Annotated in this window: 18 protein-coding genes and 1 tRNA gene; 16 read left to right on the forward strand and 3 right to left on the reverse strand. The window is 62.1% G+C overall.

The annotated features are described in order from the left end of the window. Nucleotides 1–3: 3 nt before the first annotated feature. The gene (locus OE747_RS13350; RefSeq protein ID WP_263829085.1) at nucleotides 4–1,713 is read right to left on the reverse strand and encodes a sensor histidine kinase; all 1,710 of its coding nucleotides are present in this window, start codon (nucleotides 1,711–1,713) and stop codon (nucleotides 4–6) included. A 32-nt stretch (nucleotides 1,714–1,745) separates the two neighbouring features. Then, nucleotides 1,746–2,447, reverse strand: a complete 702-nt coding sequence (locus tag OE747_RS13355; protein ID WP_263388635.1) for a response regulator transcription factor — start codon at nucleotides 2,445–2,447, stop codon at nucleotides 1,746–1,748. 338 nt (nucleotides 2,448–2,785) lie between these two features. Between OE747_RS13355 and OE747_RS13360 the strand changes: the two genes are divergently transcribed. Then, a complete protein-coding gene (locus tag OE747_RS13360; RefSeq protein ID WP_263829086.1) occupies nucleotides 2,786–4,384 on the forward strand; it encodes a phosphoenolpyruvate carboxykinase in 1,599 nt (532 codons plus the stop codon). Nucleotides 4,385–4,435: 51 nt separating this feature from the next. Here the strand turns inward: OE747_RS13360 and OE747_RS13365 are convergent, their stop codons facing one another. Further along, nucleotides 4,436–5,803 carry an FAD-dependent oxidoreductase gene (locus OE747_RS13365; RefSeq protein ID WP_263829087.1) on the reverse strand — a complete coding sequence of 456 codons (1,368 nt, stop codon included), beginning with the start codon at nucleotides 5,801–5,803 and terminating at the stop codon, nucleotides 4,436–4,438. A gap of 220 nt (nucleotides 5,804–6,023) precedes the next feature. Between OE747_RS13365 and OE747_RS13370 the strand changes: the two genes are divergently transcribed. The 15 genes from OE747_RS13370 (at nucleotide 6,024) to OE747_RS13440 (ending at nucleotide 19,600) form a co-directional block, all read left to right on the forward strand. Beyond that, on the forward strand, nucleotides 6,024–6,857 hold the full coding sequence (locus tag OE747_RS13370) for a DeoR/GlpR family DNA-binding transcription regulator (RefSeq protein ID WP_263829088.1): 834 nt from the start codon (nucleotides 6,024–6,026) through the stop codon (nucleotides 6,855–6,857). A gap of 37 nt (nucleotides 6,858–6,894) precedes the next feature. Then, nucleotides 6,895–8,934: an ABC transporter substrate-binding protein gene (locus OE747_RS13375; protein ID WP_263829089.1), complete on the forward strand. Its 2,040-nt coding sequence runs from the start codon at nucleotides 6,895–6,897 to the stop codon at nucleotides 8,932–8,934. A gap of 60 nt (nucleotides 8,935–8,994) precedes the next feature. Further along, the gene (locus OE747_RS13380; RefSeq protein WP_263829090.1) at nucleotides 8,995–9,999 is read left to right on the forward strand and encodes an ABC transporter permease; all 1,005 of its coding nucleotides are present in this window, start codon (nucleotides 8,995–8,997) and stop codon (nucleotides 9,997–9,999) included. A 4-nt stretch (nucleotides 10,000–10,003) separates the two neighbouring features. Further along, nucleotides 10,004–11,128 (forward strand): ABC transporter permease, encoded by a 1,125-nt coding sequence (locus OE747_RS13385; RefSeq protein WP_263829091.1) that lies wholly within the window; start codon nucleotides 10,004–10,006, stop codon nucleotides 11,126–11,128. Continuing rightward, a complete protein-coding gene (locus OE747_RS13390) occupies nucleotides 11,125–12,120 on the forward strand; it encodes an ABC transporter ATP-binding protein (protein WP_263829092.1) in 996 nt (331 codons plus the stop codon). Before OE747_RS13385 ends, OE747_RS13390 begins: the two co-directional genes overlap by 4 nt. Then, nucleotides 12,117–13,103, forward strand: a complete 987-nt coding sequence (locus tag OE747_RS13395; RefSeq protein WP_263829093.1) for an ABC transporter ATP-binding protein — start codon at nucleotides 12,117–12,119, stop codon at nucleotides 13,101–13,103. The genes OE747_RS13390 and OE747_RS13395 overlap by 4 nt, the downstream gene beginning before the upstream one ends. A gap of 146 nt (nucleotides 13,104–13,249) precedes the next feature. After that, a complete protein-coding gene (gene gap / locus OE747_RS13400; protein ID WP_263829094.1) occupies nucleotides 13,250–14,275 on the forward strand; it encodes a type I glyceraldehyde-3-phosphate dehydrogenase in 1,026 nt (341 codons plus the stop codon). Between the two features lie 50 nt (nucleotides 14,276–14,325). Beyond that, a complete protein-coding gene (locus tag OE747_RS13405) occupies nucleotides 14,326–14,697 on the forward strand; it encodes a winged helix-turn-helix domain-containing protein (protein ID WP_263829095.1) in 372 nt (123 codons plus the stop codon). 66 nt (nucleotides 14,698–14,763) lie between these two features. Then, the gene (modA, locus tag OE747_RS13410) at nucleotides 14,764–15,516 is read left to right on the forward strand and encodes a molybdate ABC transporter substrate-binding protein (protein WP_263829096.1); all 753 of its coding nucleotides are present in this window, start codon (nucleotides 14,764–14,766) and stop codon (nucleotides 15,514–15,516) included. A gap of 3 nt (nucleotides 15,517–15,519) precedes the next feature. Next, a complete protein-coding gene (modB, locus tag OE747_RS13415; protein ID WP_263829097.1) occupies nucleotides 15,520–16,212 on the forward strand; it encodes a molybdate ABC transporter permease subunit in 693 nt (230 codons plus the stop codon). Further along, entirely contained in the window at nucleotides 16,209–17,291 is a 1,083-nt protein-coding gene (gene modC / locus OE747_RS13420) for a molybdenum ABC transporter ATP-binding protein (RefSeq protein WP_263829098.1), read from the forward strand. The genes modB and modC overlap by 4 nt, the downstream gene beginning before the upstream one ends. 75 nt (nucleotides 17,292–17,366) lie before the next feature. Next, nucleotides 17,367–17,442 (forward strand) — tRNA-Val (locus OE747_RS13425). 310 nt (nucleotides 17,443–17,752) lie between these two features. Beyond that, nucleotides 17,753–18,487: a sulfite exporter TauE/SafE family protein gene (locus OE747_RS13430; RefSeq protein ID WP_263829099.1), complete on the forward strand. Its 735-nt coding sequence runs from the start codon at nucleotides 17,753–17,755 to the stop codon at nucleotides 18,485–18,487. Nucleotides 18,488–18,735: 248 nt separating this feature from the next. Further along, nucleotides 18,736–19,029 (forward strand): hypothetical protein, encoded by a 294-nt coding sequence (locus tag OE747_RS13435; protein WP_263829100.1) that lies wholly within the window; start codon nucleotides 18,736–18,738, stop codon nucleotides 19,027–19,029. 7 nt (nucleotides 19,030–19,036) lie between these two features. Then, on the forward strand, nucleotides 19,037–19,600 hold the full coding sequence (locus tag OE747_RS13440) for a hypothetical protein (protein ID WP_263829101.1): 564 nt from the start codon (nucleotides 19,037–19,039) through the stop codon (nucleotides 19,598–19,600). Nucleotides 19,601–19,606 lie beyond the last annotated feature (6 nt).

Below are 19,606 nucleotides of genomic sequence, written 5' to 3' on the forward strand. Positions count from 1 at the left end.
GGATCAGACCGGCAAGCCCACGACAAAGCGGGCGCCGAGCGGGTCCGAGGCAACGTCGGCCTCGGTCGGGCGGATGTTTTCGGCCCAGATCACGCCGCCATGGGCCTCGACGATCTGTTTCGAGATGGCCAGCCCCAGACCCGAATTGTTGCCAAAATGCTCTTCGGGGCGCTGCGAGTAGAAGCGTTTGAAGATCTTGGCCAGCGCTTCGTCCGGGATACCGGGGCCGGTATCCTCGACCACCACCAGCACACGATTGGCACGCCGCCGCGCCCAGACGCGGATGGCGTCGCCGTCTTCGCAGAAGGAGATCGCGTTGGTGATCAGGTTGACAAACACCTGCGCCAGCCGCGCCTCGAGCCCCTGAATGACGATCGGATCGGGCGGCATGTCGGTGATATAGTCGATACCTTTGGAATGCGCATCCTCGCCCAGGTACTGGTTAAGATTGTCGAGCATCGCGATCAGGTTGAAGGATTTCTCTTCTTCCTTGACCAGTTCGGCATCCAGCCGCGAGGCGTTGGAGATGTCGCTGACCAGACGGTCGAGACGGCGCACATCATGTTCGATCACCGACAGAAGCTTGTCGCGCTGATCCTCTCGCTTGACCATGCGCAGGGTGCCGACGGCGGATTGCAGGCTGGCCAGCGGGTTCTTGATTTCGTGCGCGACATCTGCGGCGAACTGCTCGTTGCCGTCGATCCGGTTGTAAAGCGCCGAGACCATCCCGCGCAGGGCGCGACTGAGGCGACCGATCTCGTCGGGGCGTGCTGACAGGTCGGGGATACGGATGCGGCCCGGGTTCATCTGGCGCGAGTTTCGGTCCCGCCCCAGCTCTGCCGCTTCGGCCAGATCAGCCAGAGGATTGGCGATGGTCGAGGCAAGCACGAGGCTGAGACCGATCGAAACCAGGAGAGCGACGACGAACATTTGCAGCACCCTTTCGCGATCCCGGCGCGCAAGCGCGTCGATCTCGCCCGCCGGGCTGGCCATCGCCACGGCGCCAATAGGGCGGCCACCTTGCAGGATCGGCGTCGCCGCGGCGATCACCGTGCCACCCGCGGTGTTCAGAACGGTCTCGATCCGGCTTTCGCCTTGCAGAGCATCCGGCACCAGTTTGGCGATCTGCTGGTCCAGCGGCGGGGCCGCGGCCTGCGGCCGTCCGGCAAACACCGACGACACCCCGCCCCACAGCGCGCTAAGCGTGTCGGTAATGATGGTTGTGCCCACCACATCGCGGTTCAGCGCCTCGAGCTCGGGGTGAATCCTGATCCCTTTGGTCTGCCCGACAAGGTTTTGCGCCATGTCGAAGACAAATACTTCGGCTCCGCGCCGCAGCGTCAGACCCTCGAGCGTCGCGCCAACATCGAACCCGTCACCGGTGGCAAGGTTGACGGGCGAGGTATCGGTGATCTGTGCCTCGAAAACATCGGCGATCAGCTGAGTTTCGCCAACCATCGCCCCGGCGCGCTGCACCACCAGCCCGTCGCGGGCATCGTTCAGATAGAGAATGCCAGCCACCAGAATGATCAGCGCGATCAGGTTGAAGGTGATGATCTTGCGGGTCAGCGGTGAGCCGCGCAGTGAAAAGACGCTGCGCCGTGCGCGTTTGACGCGCAGTTCCTGCGACACAGTGCTTTTGGGGGCGACCCAGTCGTCGCCCAGCACAACATCACCGTTGTGAACATTCTCTGAGGTGCCCGTGTCGCGCACGCGATCCCCCCGGTACCGCCCGTTCAGGCTGATTATTCTTCGTTATATCTGTAACCGATCCCGTACAGCGTCTCAATCGCCGCGAAATCCGGATCGGCCGAACGCATCTTCTTGCGCAGGCGCTTGATGTGGCTGTCGATGGTGCGGTCGTCGACATAGACCTGATCGTCATAGGCGACATCCATCAGCTGATCACGGCTCTTGACGAAACCAGGCCGCTGCGCGAGCGCCTGCAACAGCAGGAATTCGGTCACCGTCAGCGAAACGTCCGAGCCTTTCCAGCTGACCGCATGGCGCAGCGGGTCCATCCGCAGGTGCCCGCGCTCCATCACCTTGGTTTCAGGCGTCGTGCCGGTCACATCGCCCGCCACGGCCTCTTGCCGCCGCAACAGCGCCCGGATCCGCTCGACCAGCAGACGCTGCGAGAATGGTTTCTTGACATAGTCGTCGGCGCCCATGCGCAGGCCCAGAACCTCGTCGATCTCGTCATCCTTGGAGGTGAGGAAGATCACCGGCATCTGGGTCTTCTGCCGCAGGCGCTGCAACAAATCCATGCCATCCATGCGTGGCATCTTGATATCCAGAACCGCCATATCCGGCAGTTTCTTGTTGAACGCGTCGAGGGCGGCCTGACCATCGTTATAAGTTTCAACTTCGAAACCCTCGGCCTCGAGAGTCATCGAAACGGACGTCAGAATGTTTCTGTCGTCATCAACCAAAGCAATCTTTGACATCGTGAGTGCCCCTATGCTGCTCGCATCTGTATTATTTTTTCCACATTCATCGCTCTTTTGGCGTTGCGAATCAATCCGAAACTGCGATTCGCACGCCCGTCGTAGAGGATTGAGACAAAAAAATCCTAACCGGTTCTGAATCCATGCTCTTGAAATAGGCCGGAAATTCATGGTTGCGCTAAACTGCAACTTGGTTGCGCTAACTGCGCCAAAGCGTCCTGTTCATGCCCCAAAACGTCATGATAAGAGGCGCTCACACCGGCCTTTGCCGGAGCCAAGCCCAAAGGGCGCGATGGTGCCGCAATGGCCCCGGGCCGCCGACACACGGAGAATGACGCATGACATCTGGACGGGTTAACCCGCAATTCCGCCTCGAAGATCAGGGCATCGAGGGTCTGGGCAATGTCTATTACAACTTCATGGAACCGGCGCTGATCGAAGCGGCGCTGCAGCGGGGCGAAGGCACGCTGGGCAATGGCGGGGCGTTCCTGGTCACCACCGGCAAGTTCACCGGCCGCTCGCCCAAGGACAAGCACGTGGTCAAGACCGCCAGCGTTGCCGACAGCATCTGGTGGGACAACAACGCCGCGATGAGCCCCGAAGGGTTTGACGCGCTTTATGACGACATGCTGGCCCATATGAAGGGCAAGGACTATTTCGTACAGGATCTGGTCGGCGGCGCCGATCCTGCCTATTCGATCAACGTGCGCATGGTCACCGAACTGGCCTGGCACAATCTGTTCATCCGCCACCTTCTGCGCCGTCCGGCGCGCGAGGATCTGAACGACTTCATCGCCGATTTCACCGTCATCAACTGCCCCAGCTTCCAGGCCGATCCGGCCAAGCATGGCTGCCGCAGCGAGACCGTGATCGCGATGAATTTCGACCGCAAGCTGATCCTGATCGGCGGCACCGAATATGCGGGCGAGAACAAGAAATCGGTGTTCACCCTGCTGAACTACATGCTGCCGGAAAAAGGCGTGATGCCGATGCATTGCTCGGCCAACCACGCGGTCGGCAACCCGGTCGACACCGCGGTGTTCTTTGGCCTCAGCGGCACCGGCAAGACCACGTTGTCGGCAGACCCGGCGCGTGTGCTGATCGGCGATGACGAGCATGGCTGGTCGGATCGCGGCACCTTCAACTTCGAAGGCGGCTGCTATGCCAAGACCATCAACCTCAACCCTGAGGCCGAGCCGGAAATCTACGCCACCACCACCAAGTTCGCGACCGTGATCGAAAACATGGTGTTCGATGAAGAAACCAAGGAACTGGATTTCGACGATGACAGCCTGACGGCCAACATGCGTTGCGCCTATCCGCTGGAATACATCTCGAACGCCTCGGCCTCGGCGCTGGGTGGGCATCCCAAGAACATCATCATGCTGACCTGTGACGCCTTTGGCGTGCTGCCGCCGATCGCGCGGCTGACCCCGGCGCAGGCGATGTATCACTTCCTGTCGGGCTTCACCTCGAAGGTGGCGGGAACCGAGAGGGGCGTGACCGAACCGCAGCCGACCTTCTCGACCTGTTTCGGTGCGCCCTTCATGCCGCGCCGCCCCGAGGTCTATGGCAACCTGCTGCGCGACAAGATCGCCCGTCATGGCGCGACCTGCTGGCTGGTCAACACCGGCTGGACCGGCGGCGCCTATGGCGTTGGCAGCCGGATGCCGATCAAGGCCACCCGCGCCCTGCTGACCGCCGCGCTCAATGGCTCGCTCAACAATGCCGAGTTCCGCAAGGACGGCAATTTCGGCTTTGACGTGCCAGTATCGGTGCCGGGCGTGGCCGAGGTTCTGCTGGACCCGCGCCGCACCTGGGACGATCAGGGCGCCTTTGACAAGCAGGCGGCCAAGCTGGTGCAGATGTTCGCCGACAATTTCGAGCAATACGTCCCCTATATCGACGAGGACGTGAAGGCCGTCGCCATCGGCTGATCGGTTCGAAACCAGATCAAGGGCCCCGCCATCCGGCGGGGCCTTTTTCGTTCAGTGGTGCCGCCCGCCCTGACGCTCCAGCTCCTTCTGGATCAGCAGCGGGTCGATCTCGTCGAGCGGGCGGTTCGATTTCACCGATAGCGCCGCCGCGATACCCGCCCCCTGCCCGGTCACCGCGCAGCAGGCCATGTTGCGGGTCGCGGCATGGCTGATCCGGTCACCACCGGTGATGCGGCCCGCGACCAGCAGGTTTCTCACCTTGCGGGGCAGCAGGTTGCGATAGGGCATCTGGAAATAGCGTCCGGTGGTGGGCAGGATCAGGATGCCGTAGCCGTCGATGAACTCGGGGAAGATGCCGATGGAATCCTCGAACCGGCCCTGTTCGCGCACATCCGTCTCGGTCATGTTGTAAAAGCAATCGACCTTGCGGGTATCGCGGATACCGATCGACATGCCGAAGTTGCGCAGCCGGATATTCTCGCAGCCGGGGGTGTAGCGCCGCAACGCCTCGATGGCCAGCATGGTCTGGCGGCGGCCCTCGATCTCATAAGTGGTCAGGCTGTCGGGGTCGGTGCCGTCGCAGCCATCGAGATGGATGAGGTTCATGTAGGTGAGTTCGCCGGTGTCATGCACCGCGCCCCAGGTGCCCGAGATGGTGTTCAGATGCGGCGGGATCAGCCCGTCGCGGATCGCCTGCTGGAACGGCTTCTTGAGGAAGGGCGAGAACATGTCATCCTCTTTCCCCGAGGTCTCGATATTCCACTCGCCGCCACCCCAGTCCTTGTAGGTCTGCGGATCAGCCTTGATCCCATCCATGAACCGCTGCTTGTCCACGCCCGCAAGGTGGAACATGACCGAGGCCGCCATCATCTGTTCGGCAGGCGTCTTGTGAACGGGCGCTCCGGCGCGGGCCACAACATCGGCATCGCCTGTGGCATCAATCACCCGCTTGGCCAGGATCGCCTCGCGCCCCGACTTCGATTCGGTGACGATGCCGATGATCGTGTCGCCCTCCATCAGGGGCGCCACGAAAAAACGGTGCAGCATGGGGCGGATATTAGGCTCGTCCAGCACCATCCGGTCGGCGACCAGCTTGAACCCCTCGCTGTCGATCTCGTGGCTCAGTGACTGGCTTTCCGGCACGGCGGCGCCCATTTCCTTGGCCTTTTCCTCGAATTCGCGGGCGATGCCGTTCGATTCGATGGTCTGCTCGTGGCGATACCAGTGCATCCCCTCGACCCCGACGACGGTCAGGTTGCCGCCAAAACAGCCGAACCGTTCGACCAGCGTGACCTCGGCCCCCGCCCGCGCCGCCGCCAGCGCGGCAGGCAGCCCGCCCGGCCCCGAGCCCACCACCAGCACGTCGGTTTCGTGTACAACGTCGATCTCGCGCGCAGGTTCCGTTATCTGTCTTGCCATCCCTGGCCTCCCCCTCAGACATGCGGTTACACAGCTATTGCGCGTAGACGCGTTCTGAGCAATGGCGGTTTTGATGCCAGCAGCGTTGACCCTGCTACAGGTCATTTGCGCCCAGCCCGAAATATCCACACTGATGATGAAACTTTCTTCGAAAGGTCATTAAACTGTTACCCATTTTTGTTTTTTGTGGATTTATGACGAAATTTGTGTGTTTGCTAGCATGATGAAGGATACCGACACCAAAGTTCCCCACCGGGGGCACGAGCTTCTGGATGTGCTGGCCCGACTTGGTGGATCTGCACGCAACGGGCAGATCGCACAGGTCATGGACGTGTCAGAAGAAACCGTTCGCCGGTTGGTCAAGACCCTTGCCAAGCAGGGCAAGGTCGAGCGGGTACACGGCGGCACCTACCTGCGCGGATCGCAGGATGCGCCGATGTACTCGGGTGCGCTGGAACAATTGCCCAAGGAAAAGACCCGCATCGCCAAAGGGGTGATGAGCCTGATTCAGGACGGCATGACGATCTTTGTGAATGTCGGCTCCACCACCACCTATGTCGCCGAGCAGCTGCGCGAGCTCAAGGACCTGATCGTTGTCACCAACTCGATCTCGGTCGTTGCGGCGCTGGCCGATCACAATGGCAGCCGTGTGTTTCTGGCGGGCGGCGAGGTCTCGCGCGCCGAACGCGGCAGCTTTGGTCGCGCGACCGAGGAGTTCTCGAAACAGTTCTCTTATGACGCGCTGATCATCGGCGCCGATGCGGTTTCGCCGGACCTGGGTGTTCTGGCCAACAATCCGCGCGAGGCGGAACTAACACGCGCCCTGACGGGACATGCACGGCGTGTTATCGTCGCCGCAGATTGCAGGAAATTCACCGCGACCGCGCCCTGTATTGCCTGTCCGATGGACAAGGTGACCGATCTGGTCACCGATGGTGACCCGCCCGGCCCATTGGTCGAAGCGCTGAACCAGGTAGGCGCGCGGACGCATGTTACTTCGAAATCCGGCCGGATCACGACCCGGACACCTCTGCCCGACGCGGCGGAGCAATAATCAGAACTGAGCGTTTTCTTTACCGATGGGAGGTCTCATGAAACGCATTCTTCTTTGTGGTGTTGCAGCCATCGCCCTGCCGGGCGCGGCACTTGCCAATTGCCCGGCGGTTACTGTCGCCGACCCGATGGGTGTGGCAGCGGGCGCCAATCCGCAGCAATACGACCTGGCCGAGTTCCAGTCGGCTGCGGGCTGCACGATGGAGTTTTCAGAAAACCCGGCGATTGGTGATCTGAACGCCCGGATCAAGGGAAACCCGGACCTGCCGCCGCTGGCTGAACGTCTACCCTCCGAGCCGCTGGTTGTCGCCCCCTATGACGGGATCGGTCAGTATGGCGGGGTGTTCGACGCCCTGTCGAACGCCACCGAATCCGGCACTTCGGATTTCCTTTCGGTGCGTCACGTGAACCTGTTCCGCTATTCAGACGACCTGCAAACCGTGGTGCCGAATGTCGCCAAGTCCTGGGAATGGAACGAGGATTTCACCCAGCTGACGGTGCATCTGCGTGCCGGTCACAAATGGTCGGACGGCGCGCCCTTTACCGCCGCCGACGTGGTGTTCTGGTATGACAACCTGATGATGGACACCAATGTCATGGCCGAGCCCAAGGATTACGCCCTGGCCGGTGGCAAGCCGATGAAGGTCGAGGCTGTCGATGACACCACCGTGCGCTTCACGCTGGAAGCGCCCAAGCCGGGCCTGATCGAGACCTTCTCGTTCACCTATGTGCAGCCCTTCCAACCCAAGCATTTCTTTGGACAGTTCCACCCGGCGCTGGATGCCAACGCGGACGCCAATGCGCAGGCGCTTGGCTATGAAAACGGCTATGAGCTGATCAAGGCCTATTACGGCAACTCGGACTGGATGGACACGCCCTCGCCGATGCTGACGGCGGGAGACAAGCTGGCCGGACTGCCCAAGGACACCATGCCGACGCTGGAAAGCCATATCCTGGTGAAGGAAACCACCGAGGGTCGGCACTATGTCGCCAACCCCTATTTCTTCCAGGTGGACACGGCGGGCAACCAGCTGCCCTATATCTCGGAAATGGACGAGACCTATGTGGGCGACGAGGAAGTCCGCACCCTGAAACTGTTGAACGGCGAGGTGGATTACAAGTCGCAGGCGGTCAACCTGACCCAGGCGCCGGTGCTGCTGGAAGGCCAGGAAAAGGGCAACTACACTGTCGACGTGAAACCCGGCATCGCCAGCGCGACGCTGACCTTCAACGTCACCTCCGAGGACATGGGCAAGCGCGCCGTCTTCAATGATGTGCGGTTCCGTACTGCCATGTCGGTGGCCATAGACCGCGATCAGCTGAACGAAGTCGTTGCCTTTGGTCTGGGCACGCCCAACCAGTATATCGGCTTCTCGCCGCGCCCCGATTTCATCGACGAGAAATGGTCGAACCACGAGATTGCCTTTGATCCCGACCGCGCCCGCGCGCTGCTGGACGAGATCGGCGTTGTCGACAAGGATGGCGACGGTGACCGCGATCTGCCCAATGGCGACCCGTTCGTGCTGGACTGGCAGTTCTCGACCCAAGCCAGCTCCTCGCAGTTGGTGGAACTGATCGCGCAAAACTGGACCGATGTGGGCGTGACCACCACCATCAAGGAAGTCACCTCGGACGAATACCGCGCGTCGCAATCGGCCAATACGCTGGATGTGATGATGTGGGGCAAGGGCCAGCCCGCCGGTTCGATCCTGGGTGACGGTGAAATCTGGGTACCGCCGTTTGACGGCTATTTCGATGTGCGCACCGGCATGCTCTGGGCCGAATGGATCAGCTCGAACGGATCCGCCGGGGTGGAACCGCCCGCATGGGTGGCCGAGCTGAAGGGTGAGCTGGACACTTACCAGTCGAGCGCCCCGGGCACCGAAGCCTCGATTGCCGCCGCGCAGAAGATGGTCGAGATCATGACCGGCCAGGTCCTGTTCATCGGCACCATCAACGCCCCGGCGCCGGTCTATCACTCGAACAAGCTCAAGAACTTCCCCGAGTTCAAGACGCAATCCTACGAGTTCTACCGGACCTATCCCTATCGCCCCGCCCAGTGGTGGCTGAGCGAATAAGACCACTCTGGAAACGGGCGGCGCGGCTGCCCGTTTCTCCTTCTCCTCGACGAGGTTTCCATGCTTCATTTCGCGCGATTTGCCGCCACGCGGGCGGTCATGGCATTGGTCACGCTGGTGATCGTGTCGCTGATCGTCTTTTCGCTGATGGAGCTGGTGCCCGGCGACTGTGCCGAGCGTTACCTCGCCTACAAGAATACCCAAGGGTCCGCCATCACGCTGGCCGATATCGCGGCCGAGCGCGCCCGGCTGGGGCTGGACCAACCGTTTCTGACCCGATGGACAAGCTGGCTGGCCGGTGCGTTCCGGGGCGATTTTGGCGATAGCTGCATCCTGCGCGTCGATATCGCGCAACTCTTGGGCGACAAGTTCTGGATTTCGCTCTGGATCTGTCTGGGCGCGTTGTTCCTGGCCTATATGATCGCCATTCCGGTCGGCATCATCTCGGCCGCCTCGCGCAATCCGTACCTGAACAACTCGTTGCGCGTGGTCAGCTATCTGGGGCTGGCGATGCCGAATTTCCTGCTGGCGCTGATGGTGATGCTGGTCTCGACCGTCTATTTCGGCGAGACGCTGACGGGCCTGTTCTCGCCCGAGTACAAGGAGGCGCCCTGGTCGGTGGACCGGGTGCTGGACCTGTTGAAACACGCCTGGTTGCCCGTATTTATCCTGGGCTGGTCGGCCACCGCGTTTGCGCTGCAAACCGTGCGCGCGCTGATGTCGGACGAGATCGGCAAGCTATACGTCACCGCCGCCGCCGCGCGGGGGCTTTATGGCCGGCGCTTGTTGTGGCGCTATCCGGCGCGGCACGCGCTGGGGCCGATCGTCAATTCGCTGGGTTTCGACCTCAACCGCATCTTCAACGAACTGCCCATCGTGGCGCTGATACTGACCCTGACCGAGGCCGGGTCGCTGCTGCTCGAGGCGCTGGCGCGCTCGAACGACCAGCAATTGGCGGGCGCCATCATTTTCCTTCTGACCGCCTCGATCGTGACGTTGAACTTTGCCACCGACATCCTGCTGGCGGTGATCGACCCGCGCGTGCGCAAGAGCATCCTGAGGTGATCCGATGACAGCCCCAAGCCAGACCGCCAAGGAAGCCTATTTCACCGCCTCGCAGCGGCAGTTGATCTGGGCAAGGTTCAAGAAACAGCGCGCCGCCATGGTGGCGGCAACGGTGCTGGTGGTGTTGATCCTGTCGGGCCTGTTCGCGCCTTTTCTGTCGCCCTATGACCCCACGGTCGCGGGACGCGACAAGGATTACCTGAACGGCGCACCGCAAGTTCCGAAGTTCTGCGACAAGAACGGCTGTTCGCTGCGCCCATTCCTGCACACGGTCACCCGTGAACGCTCGCTTGCCACCAATTTCCGCTGGGTGGAAAAGGTGAACGAGGATGAACGGCGCTATGTGCAGTTCTTCGTTCAGGGCGACAGTTACAAGCTCTTTGGCTTCATCCCCGGCAACATCCACCTGTTCGGGATGGATCAGGGCTATGTCCACCTGTTTGGCACCGACAGCGCCGGCAAGGATATCTTCAGCCGCACCCTGCACGCGGTCTGGACTTCGCTTCAGGTTGGAACATTGGGGGTTCTGATCTCGTTCGTGCTGGCGCTCGCCATCGGGGGGATCGCGGGCTATTATGGCGGCATGATCGACAGCGTGATCCAGATGGTGACGGATGCGGTGCGCACCATACCCTCGATCCCGCTCTTCATGGCCATCGCCGCATTCATCCCGCCGGAATGGTCAGCCGAGACGCGGTTCTTTGTCATCACCCTGATCCTGGGCCTGGTGGGCTGGCCGACGCTGGCGCGGCGGGTACGCACCCATCTCTTGACCGAGCGCAATCAGGAATACGTGCTGGCTGCGCAGCTGTGCGGCGCCTCGCCCAGCCACATCATCCGGCGCCACCTGCTGCCCAGTTTCACCAGTTACATCATCGTCGATCTGGTGATCTCGTTTCCTTATGTCGTGCTCAGCGAAACGGCGCTCAGCTTTATCGGGCTTGGCCTCAAGGACCCGGTCAACAGCTTGGGCGTGATGCTGCAGAACGTGACCAAGGCCGATGTTCTGCTGAACTATCAGTGGTATTTCATCCCGGTCCTGTTCTTCATTGCGCTGGTCATGGCCTTTGTCTTTGTCGGCGACGGGCTGCGCGATGCGGCCGATCCCTATTCGGAGAGCCGCAAATGAGCCTGATCGACGTCGAGAACCTGACCCTGGAATTCCGCACCGACGAAGGGCTGATCACCGCGGTCGAGGATGTGTCCTTCTCGCTGGCCCCGGGCGAGGTGATGGGGCTGGTGGGCGAAAGCGGCTCGGGCAAGTCGGTGACCGCCAAGGCGCTGATGAAGCTGAACGCCGCCAATGCCGTCTATGACCCCGCCACCCGGATCACCCTGCATCTGGATGGTGGACCGGTGGATGTGATGTCGCTGAAACGTCCACGTGACATGGAGATCGTGCGCGGCGGGGCTGTCAGCATGATCTTTCAGGAACCGATGGCCAGTTTCGCGCCAGCGATGACCATCGGCAGCCAGATGGTGGAACAACTGCTGATCCATACCGATCTGAGCAAGCGCGCCGCGCGCGACCTGTCGATCGAGATGCTCGACCGGGTCGGGATTTCAGACGCGGCCAGCCGGTTCAACCAATACGCGTTCGAACTGTCGGGTGGGATGCGCCAGCGCGCGATGATCGCCATGGCGCTGTCGACGCGGCCGAAACTGTTGATTGCGGATGAACCGACCACGGCGCTCGATGTGACCATCCAGGCGCAGGTGATCGACCTGATGAAGGATCTGGTGGCCGAATTCGGCATGGGCATCATTTTTATCACCCATGACCTGGGCGTGGTGGCGCAGACCGCTGACAAGGTGGCGGTGATGTATCTGGGCCGCATGGTCGAGCAGGGCCCGGTGCGCGAGGTGATCCGAAACCCGCAACACCCCTATACCCGGGGCCTGATCGACGCACTGCCGCAACTGGACGATCTGGACAAACCTTTGCAACCGGTGCCGGGCGACATCCCCTCGCCGCTGGAACGGCCCGAGGGCTGCGTGTTCCACACCCGCTGCACCCGGATCATCGGTGATATCTGCCGCACGGCGGTGCCCGGCTGGACCGATACCGGCCCGCATCACCGCACCGCCTGCCATCTCTGCCATCAGGACACCGCCGCATGACCGAGGAACTGCTGATCGAAACCCGCGATCTGACGGTGGGCTTTCCCGTCGGCGGGCGTCTCTTCAACAAGAAGACGCTCAAGGCGGTGGACGGGATTTCCATTGGTATTCCACGCGGGTCGTTCTTTGGCGTTGTGGGCGAAAGCGGCTCGGGCAAGACCACGCTGGGCCGGGCGCTGCTCAACGCGGTGCCGATCACCGGCGGGCATGCAACCTATCACGATGGCGAGGTGCGTTACGACCTCTCCACCTTGTCCGGCACCGAGTTGAAGGATTACCGCAAACGTGCGCAGCTGATCTTTCAAGACCCATACGCCGCGCTCAGCCCGCGCATGACGGTGCGCGACATCATCGCCGAACCGCTTGAGGTGATGGGGCTGACCGCCTCGCGCGAGGAAACCGATGCCCGCGTGCGCGAGATTGCCGCGAAATGCCGGTTGAACCTGGAACATCTGCGGCGCTTTCCACACGCTTTTTCGGGCGGGCAGCGGCAGCGGATCTCGATCGCGCGCGCGCTGGTCTCGGGGCCGCGTTTCGTGGTGGCCGACGAATCCGTCGCCGCGCTGGATGTGTCGATCCAGGCCGATATCCTGAACCTGTTGAAAAACCTCCAGTCCGAGTTGGGCCTGACTTATATGTTCATCAGCCACGACCTGAGCGTGGTGGCCCATAGCTGTGACCATGTGGCGGTAATGTATCTGGGCCGGATCGTGGAAAGCGCGCCGACGCGAAAACTGTTCGCCGCACCACGCCACCCCTATACCAAGGCGCTGTTCTCGGCGATCCCGTCGCTCGACCCCGATGACCGGGGTCGTGCGCAAAAGCTCGAAGGCGAGATTCCCTCGCCTACCAACCAGCCACCTGGGTGCAAGTTTCACACCCGCTGTCCGCATGCCACCGACCTTTGCAAGGCCCGTGAACCCGTGTTGCAAACGGAGAGCGGCCACGCGGTTGCCTGCCACCGCTGGCAAGAGCTTCTTTAGACTGCGGTTTTCCGATCTTTGAGCTGTAGGATCGCCTGACCGGGTCAGACGACCCCTTTAACTGTCCCAGAAAGCGGTTGCTTTTTCGATTTGTTAGCGCTAACAAATTCTCAACAGAACCAACTCGCGCATGGATGGAGGACGGCATGACACTGAAAGTGGCAATCAACGGCTTTGGACGCATCGGGCGCGGGGTGCTCAGGGCGCTGGTCGAAAGCGGCGCCGAGGATATCGAGGTGGTTGCGATCAACGATCTGGCCAGCCCCGAGACCCTGGCGCATCTGCTGAAATATGACAGCGTACATGGCCGCCTGCGGGCACGGGTGCTGGTCGAGGGTGATCGCATGATCGTGGGCCGCAACAGCATTCGCCTGACAGCGATCCGCAACCCCGAGGATCTGCCCTGGTCCGATGTCGATATTGCTTATGAATGCACCGGGTTGTTCACTGTGCGCGAACAGGCCGCGCGGCATCTGGAGAACGGGTCGAAACGGGTGCTGATCTCGGCCCCCGGCAAGGAAGCGGACCGTACCGTGGTCTTTGGTGTCAACGACAATACGCTGACGGCCAATGATCTGATCGTGTCGAATGCCTCGTGCACCACCAACTGCCTGGCCCCGGTGGCGATGGTGCTGGACCGCGCCTTTGGCATCAAGACCGGCTACATGACCACTATCCACGCCTATACTGGCGACCAGCCGACCCATGACACCGCCCATCGCGATCTTTACCGCGCGCGGGCGGCATCGGTGTCGATGATCCCCACCTCGACCGGCGCGGCGCGCGCCATTTCCGAGGTGCTGCCGCATCTCAAGGGCCGGCTCGAAGGCTCGGCGATCCGGGTGCCGACGCCGAATGTCTCGCTGGTCGATCTGAGCTTTGTGCCCGAGCGTCCGGCGACCCGCGAGGCGGTGAATGCAGCTATCCGCGCCGCCGCCGAGGGACCGCTGGCCGGTATCCTTGCCTATGAAGAGGATCCGCTTGTCTCGGTCGATTTCAACCATGACAGCCATTCCTCGTGCTTTGCCGCCGCCCAGACCAGCGTCACCGCCGACGGGCTGGTGCGGGTGGTCAGCTGGTATGACAACGAATGGGGCTTTTCCAACCGGATGCTGGATACCGGTCGCCGCATCGGTGCGCTGATGGCAACGCCTCAAAGGCTTGCCGGTTAAGGACAGGACCGCCCTTGCCGCTGCCGCAAAAGAGCGGCAGACTCTCGGGCATGACCGATACCCGCCCCCAGCCCGTCCAGAAACTGCGCATCGTTTTCGACGAGGGCGAGATGGTCGGACCCGGCAAGGCGGAGTTGCTGGAGCATATCCGGGACACCGGCTCAATCGCCGCGGCGGGCCGGGCCATGGGGATGAGCTACAAGCGCGCCTGGCAACTGGTCGAGACGATGAACGCGATGTTTCGCGCGCCGCTGGTTGTCCGATCGCGCGGTGGGGCGCAGGGCGGAAGCGCCACCCTGACCCAGACCGGCACGGCGGTACTGGCCGCCTATCGCGACTATGAGAGTGCCGCGCACAGTGCTGGCCAGCCCCATGTCGACCGGCTGACCGCCCTCCTGCGACCAAAGGACAGGGGCGTTTAGGTCTTGCACCCGCCCCGGCACGGGGCGATATTTCCACTCGGACATATCGCTTGCAGGAGACCGTTCTTGCCCACCTTTGCCCCTCTGATCCGGGTCGCACTTTGCGCCCTGCTGCTGGCTGGCCCTGCCGCTGCGGATCGGATCACGGTTTTTGCCGCCGCCAGCCTGAAAACCGCGCTGGACGAAGCGAGCGCCGGTTTCGAAGCGGAAACCGGCCATGAGGTGGTGGTTTCCTTTGCGGGGTCCTCGGTGCTTGCCCGCCAGATCGGGCTGGGGGCACCGGCGGATCTGTTCATCTCGGCCAACGCAGAGTGGATGGACAGTCTGGAGGCGCAGGGCCATATCGTCGCAACGTCGCGCCGCGACCTGCTTTCGAACCGGTTGGTGCTGGTGGGGCCTCCCCGTCAGAAACCGTCCGAACTGGCGCCCGCGCTGGCGCGCGATACCGGGCGAGTCGCGATGGCGCTCGTCGATGCGGTGCCCGCTGGCATCTATGGCAAGGCCGCGCTCGGCAATCTGGGCCTTTGGAGTCTCGTGGAGCCCCGGGTTGCACAGACCGACAATGTCCGGGCCGCGCTTGCGCTGGTGGCTACCGGTGCAACGCCGCTGGGTATCGTCTATGCCACGGATGCGCTGGCCGAGCCGCAAGTGAGCATCATCGCCACCTTTCCCGAGGACAGTCACCCGCCAATCCGCTATCCGGCGGCGCTGGTTACCGGGCGTGTCACCGATCCGGCACGGGACTTTCTCACCTATCTCTTCGGCCCCGAGGCGCAGGCGGTTTTTTCCCGGCACGGGTTCCTGCCGGTCGGAAACTAGCGAATGGCGATGCTTGGCCCAGATGAATGGCAGGCCGTAACCCTGTCTTTGAAGGTCTCCGCCTGGGCAACCCTTCTGTCGTTGCCGTTGGCCATGCTGGCTGCGCATGCCCTGGCCCGCTGGCGGTTTCCCGGACGGGCGCTGCTGAACGGGCTGGTGCATCTGCCGCTGATCATGCCGCCGGTGGTTACCGGTTATGTGCTGTTGATGGTCTTTGGTCCGGCGGGGGCCGCAGGACGCCTACTGCAATCGCTTGGCCTGACGCTGGCCTTCAACTGGACCGGGGCGGCACTGGCGGCGGCGGTGATGGGCTTTCCCCTGATGGTGCGCGCCATCCGCCTGTCGATCGAGGCGGTCGATCCCCGGCTGGAACAGGCCGCCGCAACATTGGGCGCATCGCGGGTCTGGGTCTTTGTCACCGTCACCCTGCCGCTGATCCTGCCCGGCCTGATCGCCGGGGCGATCCTGGGCTTTGCCAAAGCGATGGGGGAGTTCGGCGCAACCATCACCTTTGTCTCCAATATTCCGGGTCAGACGCAGACCATCCCCTCGGCCATCTATGCATTTCTTCAGGTTCCAGGCGGCGAAACCACCGCTGCACGTCTTGTTGCAATCTCCATCGTGCTGGCGCTGGGCGCGCTGCTCTTGTCGGAAAGCGTGGCACGCCGGGCCGCACGGCGGGTGGGTGGACAATGAAACTGACGGTTGAAATGTACCAACCCCTCGACGCCCTGACGCTGGACCTGGCGTTTTCGGCCCCGCCCGGTGTGACCGTCCTGTTTGGTCGGTCCGGCAGCGGAAAAACCACGGTGGTGAATGCCGTCGCGGGCCTGATGAAGCCCGTCAGGGGGCGGATATCACTGGGCGATCTAACATTGCAGGATAGCGACCAGGGCCTCTGGTTGCCGCCACATCGGCGCCGCCTGGGGTACGTGTTTCAGGATGCCCGCCTGTTTCCGCATCTGAGCGTGCACCAGAACCTTGTCTATGGCCGCCGTTTCGCGCCCCGAGGCAGCGCCATCGAACCCGAAGAGCGCGTGATCGAGATGCTGGGCATCGGCCCGCTGCTGCAGCGCCGTCCGGGCGCGCTCTCGGGCGGGGAACGGCAAAGGGTGGCCTTGGGCCGGGCGCTGTTGTCCGCGCCCCGCGCCATTCTGGCCGATGAGCCGCTGGCCGCGCTGGACGAGGCCCGCAAGGCCGAGATCCTGCCCTATTTCGAGCGCCTGCGTGACGAGGTTGCGATCCCAATTCTCTATGTCACACATTCCGCAGCCGAAGTGGCCCGCCTGGCGACCACTGTTGTGGTGTTGCAGGACGGCCGGGTTGTCCGGCAAGGCACGGCGGCCGAGGTTCTGAGCGACCCGTCCGTCACCCCATTGGGCGCGCGTGCGGCCGGTGCCGTCTTGCTGGGCACCGTGGTGGCCCATCACGAGGATGGTCTTTGCGAGTTGGACGCCGGAGGCGTCCGCCTGTTCCTGCCCGGCAGCGTGCATCCCGTGGGCACGGCCCTGCGCCTGCGGGTCGCGGCGCAGGAGGTTATCTTGTCCCGGGCCAGGCCAGAGGGATTGTCGGCGCTGAACATCCTGCCCGGTACGGTGGTTCAGATCCGCTCAGGCGAGGGTCCGGGCGCCTTGGTGTCGATCCGCACTCAGGCCGGCACAGTTCTTGCACGGATCACACGGCGCTCGGCCGCCGCGCTGGATCTGAACGTTGGTACGGAATGCCATGCCGTCATCAAATCGGTCGCCATCGCGCCTGAAGACGTCGGCGGCTGATGGTGATTGCGAAAGACAGTTTTTGGCCAAGCCCCCTTGCGCCCGCGATCCGGCTTGGCTAAATCCGCTGCGCAGGGGTGATTAGCTCAGTTGGTAGAGCGCTTCGTTTACACCGAAGATGTCGGGAGTTCGAGTCTCTCATCACCCACCACGTCCTCTCCTTGAAGTCACCTGGGACCCGTCGGCTGTAGGCCTTTCAACCAGCTGCGCGTGGCAGATGTCCGGCAACCGATGCAGTGGCGTGTTCTGATGCCGAAGCGCCTCTATATGTCAGACCGGTTCGTCAGTCTTGAAGAGCCTGCGCAAAAGTTGGAGGCTCATCCGGAGGTCAGGGCCAAAGTCGAATGACACCGTGCCAAGACAAGCAAGGCAGAGATCATGGGACGAGACACTCCGTTCGAAACTCGAAAACCGCGGCGGTGAGGTGATGGCACATCTGTCTGAGAACAAGGGGCATGTACGTGGAAGAAGGACTGGTAATGGCCTTTGTCGCCTTTGCGGCCGGTGGCTTGTTGAAGGGGGCAATAGGAGCAGGCACTCCGGTAATCGCCGTGCCCATCATGTCGATTTACTATGGCGTCCCATTCGCTGTCGCGGTGTTCGCATTGCCCGCCTTTCTGTCCAACCTCTGGCAGCTCTGGCGGTATCGCGCAGACTTGCCATCGCGCCGCTTTGTGCTGACCATGATGGTTGCCGCCGCCACAGGTGCAGCAATCGGCAGCCTGGCTCTGGCCAGCCTGCCGTCGCGATTGCTGATGGGATGCGTCGCGGCGATGGCGCTGGTGTATGTGGTTTTTCGTCTTGCACGACCCTCATGGCATCTGCCCTGGCAAACCGCCGAAAAGGCCGTTGGTCCAGTGGCTCTGGCCTCGGGCGTGTTGCAGGGGGCCGCGGGCATCTCGGCGCCGCTTTCGTTGACCTTTGTCAGTTCATTGGGGTTGGAACGCACCGCTTTCATCGCCACCATATCGGCCTTTTTCCTGTCGATGTCCGTGCTGCAACTTCCGACCCTTTGGACACTGGGCATTCTAACCCCCCAGAGGCTCGCCATCAGCGCGGTCGCGTGTTTACCCCTGTTCGGGGCAATGCCGGTTGGCGCGTGGCTGGCGCGATTCGTCGATCGGCGCAGCTTTGACCGAATTGTGCTGGTGTTGTTGACAGTGGTGGCCTTGCGTCTCTTGGTCGAAGCCTTCTGAAGAAAAGCCCGGCACCATCGCTGGCACCGGGCGTTAGAATCTGAAAACGCTTTTCAGCTGCCACCACTCACAATTTAATCGCAGCCATATCGTACTAAGATTGTAAGAGATTGGCTGCGGGTGTCAACATGATACCATCAAACAGCTGCCGACAACGCGAGGCGCGCGAGGTTGCATAAAACTTCAACCTTGGTATTCAAAAGACAGGCAAAATTGAAACCTCTTCAGAACCTGAAAACTGACATTACATGTATAAGATCTCCAAACTGGCGGAACTCCGCAAACTTGTGCACGGCATGGAGCGGTCTCTTGGATTGCAGGATCTAAGCCCGGTGGAACGGGATCTGTATTATGCGGCAAGCGAGCTTTTCGAAGATGATAGGCAAGTCCGCACCGTTGGCCTGATCGAGCATTCCCTGCTGACGGACGTTTCGCGCCCGACATTCTTCCGGGCGCTGAGATCTCTTGTGAGCAAGGGCTACCTGTCGCAATGCGCGTCGGCGAACCGAGGGTGCTATGTCGTGAACCAGCCCAAGTTCTGAATGCCTCATGCCGGTACGCACGGGTCGCATGCACGAGTTCCTTCTGGAAACGACGATTGCCTCTTCGGTGTATTTCCTTACTGTGGCGTTCACCTTTCTGATCGTGATCCCGGTGCAGAACATTCTGTTCCCCGAGTATCCCAGCCGCGCCAGCCTGCTTTTCCTGCCGCATGGCGTACGGGTATTAAGCGCGTGGCTGATGGGATGGCGGGCAATTCCGGCCCTGCTGCCGGGCGTGATCGCCGCATTTGTCTATGTGGCGGGATGGGACGCATTCCTGCCCAGTCGACTGGCAGCAATGGTTGTGGCGGTGAGCGTCGCCCCCGTTACCTTCTTTGCCCTGCGAGCCGCAGGCTGGAACCTGTTTCCCGCGGCCGGGCGATCCCCCTGCTGGATCTGCATTCTGGTGGTCGGTGCAATAACATCCGTTCTGACGTCCGCCCTGACCAACCTTGCCTTCGGAACCAGCGCGGTTGAATTCGTGGCCTATCTGATCGGCGATATGTCCGGCCTGTTTTTCGGGTTGCTGGCGCTGATCTACCTGTTCCGGTTTGTCGATCGCCCGCGCTGAGCGTAT

The sequence above is a fragment of the Ruegeria aquimaris genome (genome assembly GCF_025751555.1).
Taxonomy (GTDB): domain Bacteria; phylum Pseudomonadota; class Alphaproteobacteria; order Rhodobacterales; family Rhodobacteraceae; genus Ruegeria_B; species Ruegeria_B aquimaris.

Excerpts from the sequence above, each read along its gene's own strand:
- OE747_RS13380 (WP_263829090.1), top strand. The coding sequence starts at position 8,995 with ATGCTTCATTTCGCGCGATTTGCCGCCACGCGGGCGGTCATGGCATTG.
- OE747_RS13440 (WP_263829101.1), top strand. The coding sequence starts at position 19,037 with ATGCCGGTACGCACGGGTCGCATGCACGAGTTCCTTCTGGAAACGACG.
- OE747_RS13395 (WP_263829093.1), top strand. The coding sequence starts at position 12,117 with ATGACCGAGGAACTGCTGATCGAAACCCGCGATCTGACGGTGGGCTTT.
- OE747_RS13360 (WP_263829086.1), top strand. The coding sequence starts at position 2,786 with ATGACATCTGGACGGGTTAACCCGCAATTCCGCCTCGAAGATCAGGGC.
- OE747_RS13370 (WP_263829088.1), top strand. The coding sequence starts at position 6,024 with ATGATGAAGGATACCGACACCAAAGTTCCCCACCGGGGGCACGAGCTT.
- OE747_RS13435 (WP_263829100.1), top strand. The coding sequence starts at position 18,736 with ATGTATAAGATCTCCAAACTGGCGGAACTCCGCAAACTTGTGCACGGC.
- modB (WP_263829097.1), top strand. The coding sequence starts at position 15,520 with ATGGCGATGCTTGGCCCAGATGAATGGCAGGCCGTAACCCTGTCTTTG.
- modC (WP_263829098.1), top strand. The coding sequence starts at position 16,209 with ATGAAACTGACGGTTGAAATGTACCAACCCCTCGACGCCCTGACGCTG.
- OE747_RS13405 (WP_263829095.1), top strand. The coding sequence starts at position 14,326 with ATGACCGATACCCGCCCCCAGCCCGTCCAGAAACTGCGCATCGTTTTC.
- OE747_RS13385 (WP_263829091.1), top strand. The coding sequence starts at position 10,004 with ATGACAGCCCCAAGCCAGACCGCCAAGGAAGCCTATTTCACCGCCTCG.
- OE747_RS13390 (WP_263829092.1), top strand. The coding sequence starts at position 11,125 with ATGAGCCTGATCGACGTCGAGAACCTGACCCTGGAATTCCGCACCGAC.
- OE747_RS13365 (WP_263829087.1), bottom strand. The coding sequence starts at position 5,803 with ATGGCAAGACAGATAACGGAACCTGCGCGCGAGATCGACGTTGTACAC.
- OE747_RS13375 (WP_263829089.1), top strand. The coding sequence starts at position 6,895 with ATGAAACGCATTCTTCTTTGTGGTGTTGCAGCCATCGCCCTGCCGGGC.
- OE747_RS13355 (WP_263388635.1), bottom strand. The coding sequence starts at position 2,447 with ATGTCAAAGATTGCTTTGGTTGATGACGACAGAAACATTCTGACGTCC.
- gap (WP_263829094.1), top strand. The coding sequence starts at position 13,250 with ATGACACTGAAAGTGGCAATCAACGGCTTTGGACGCATCGGGCGCGGG.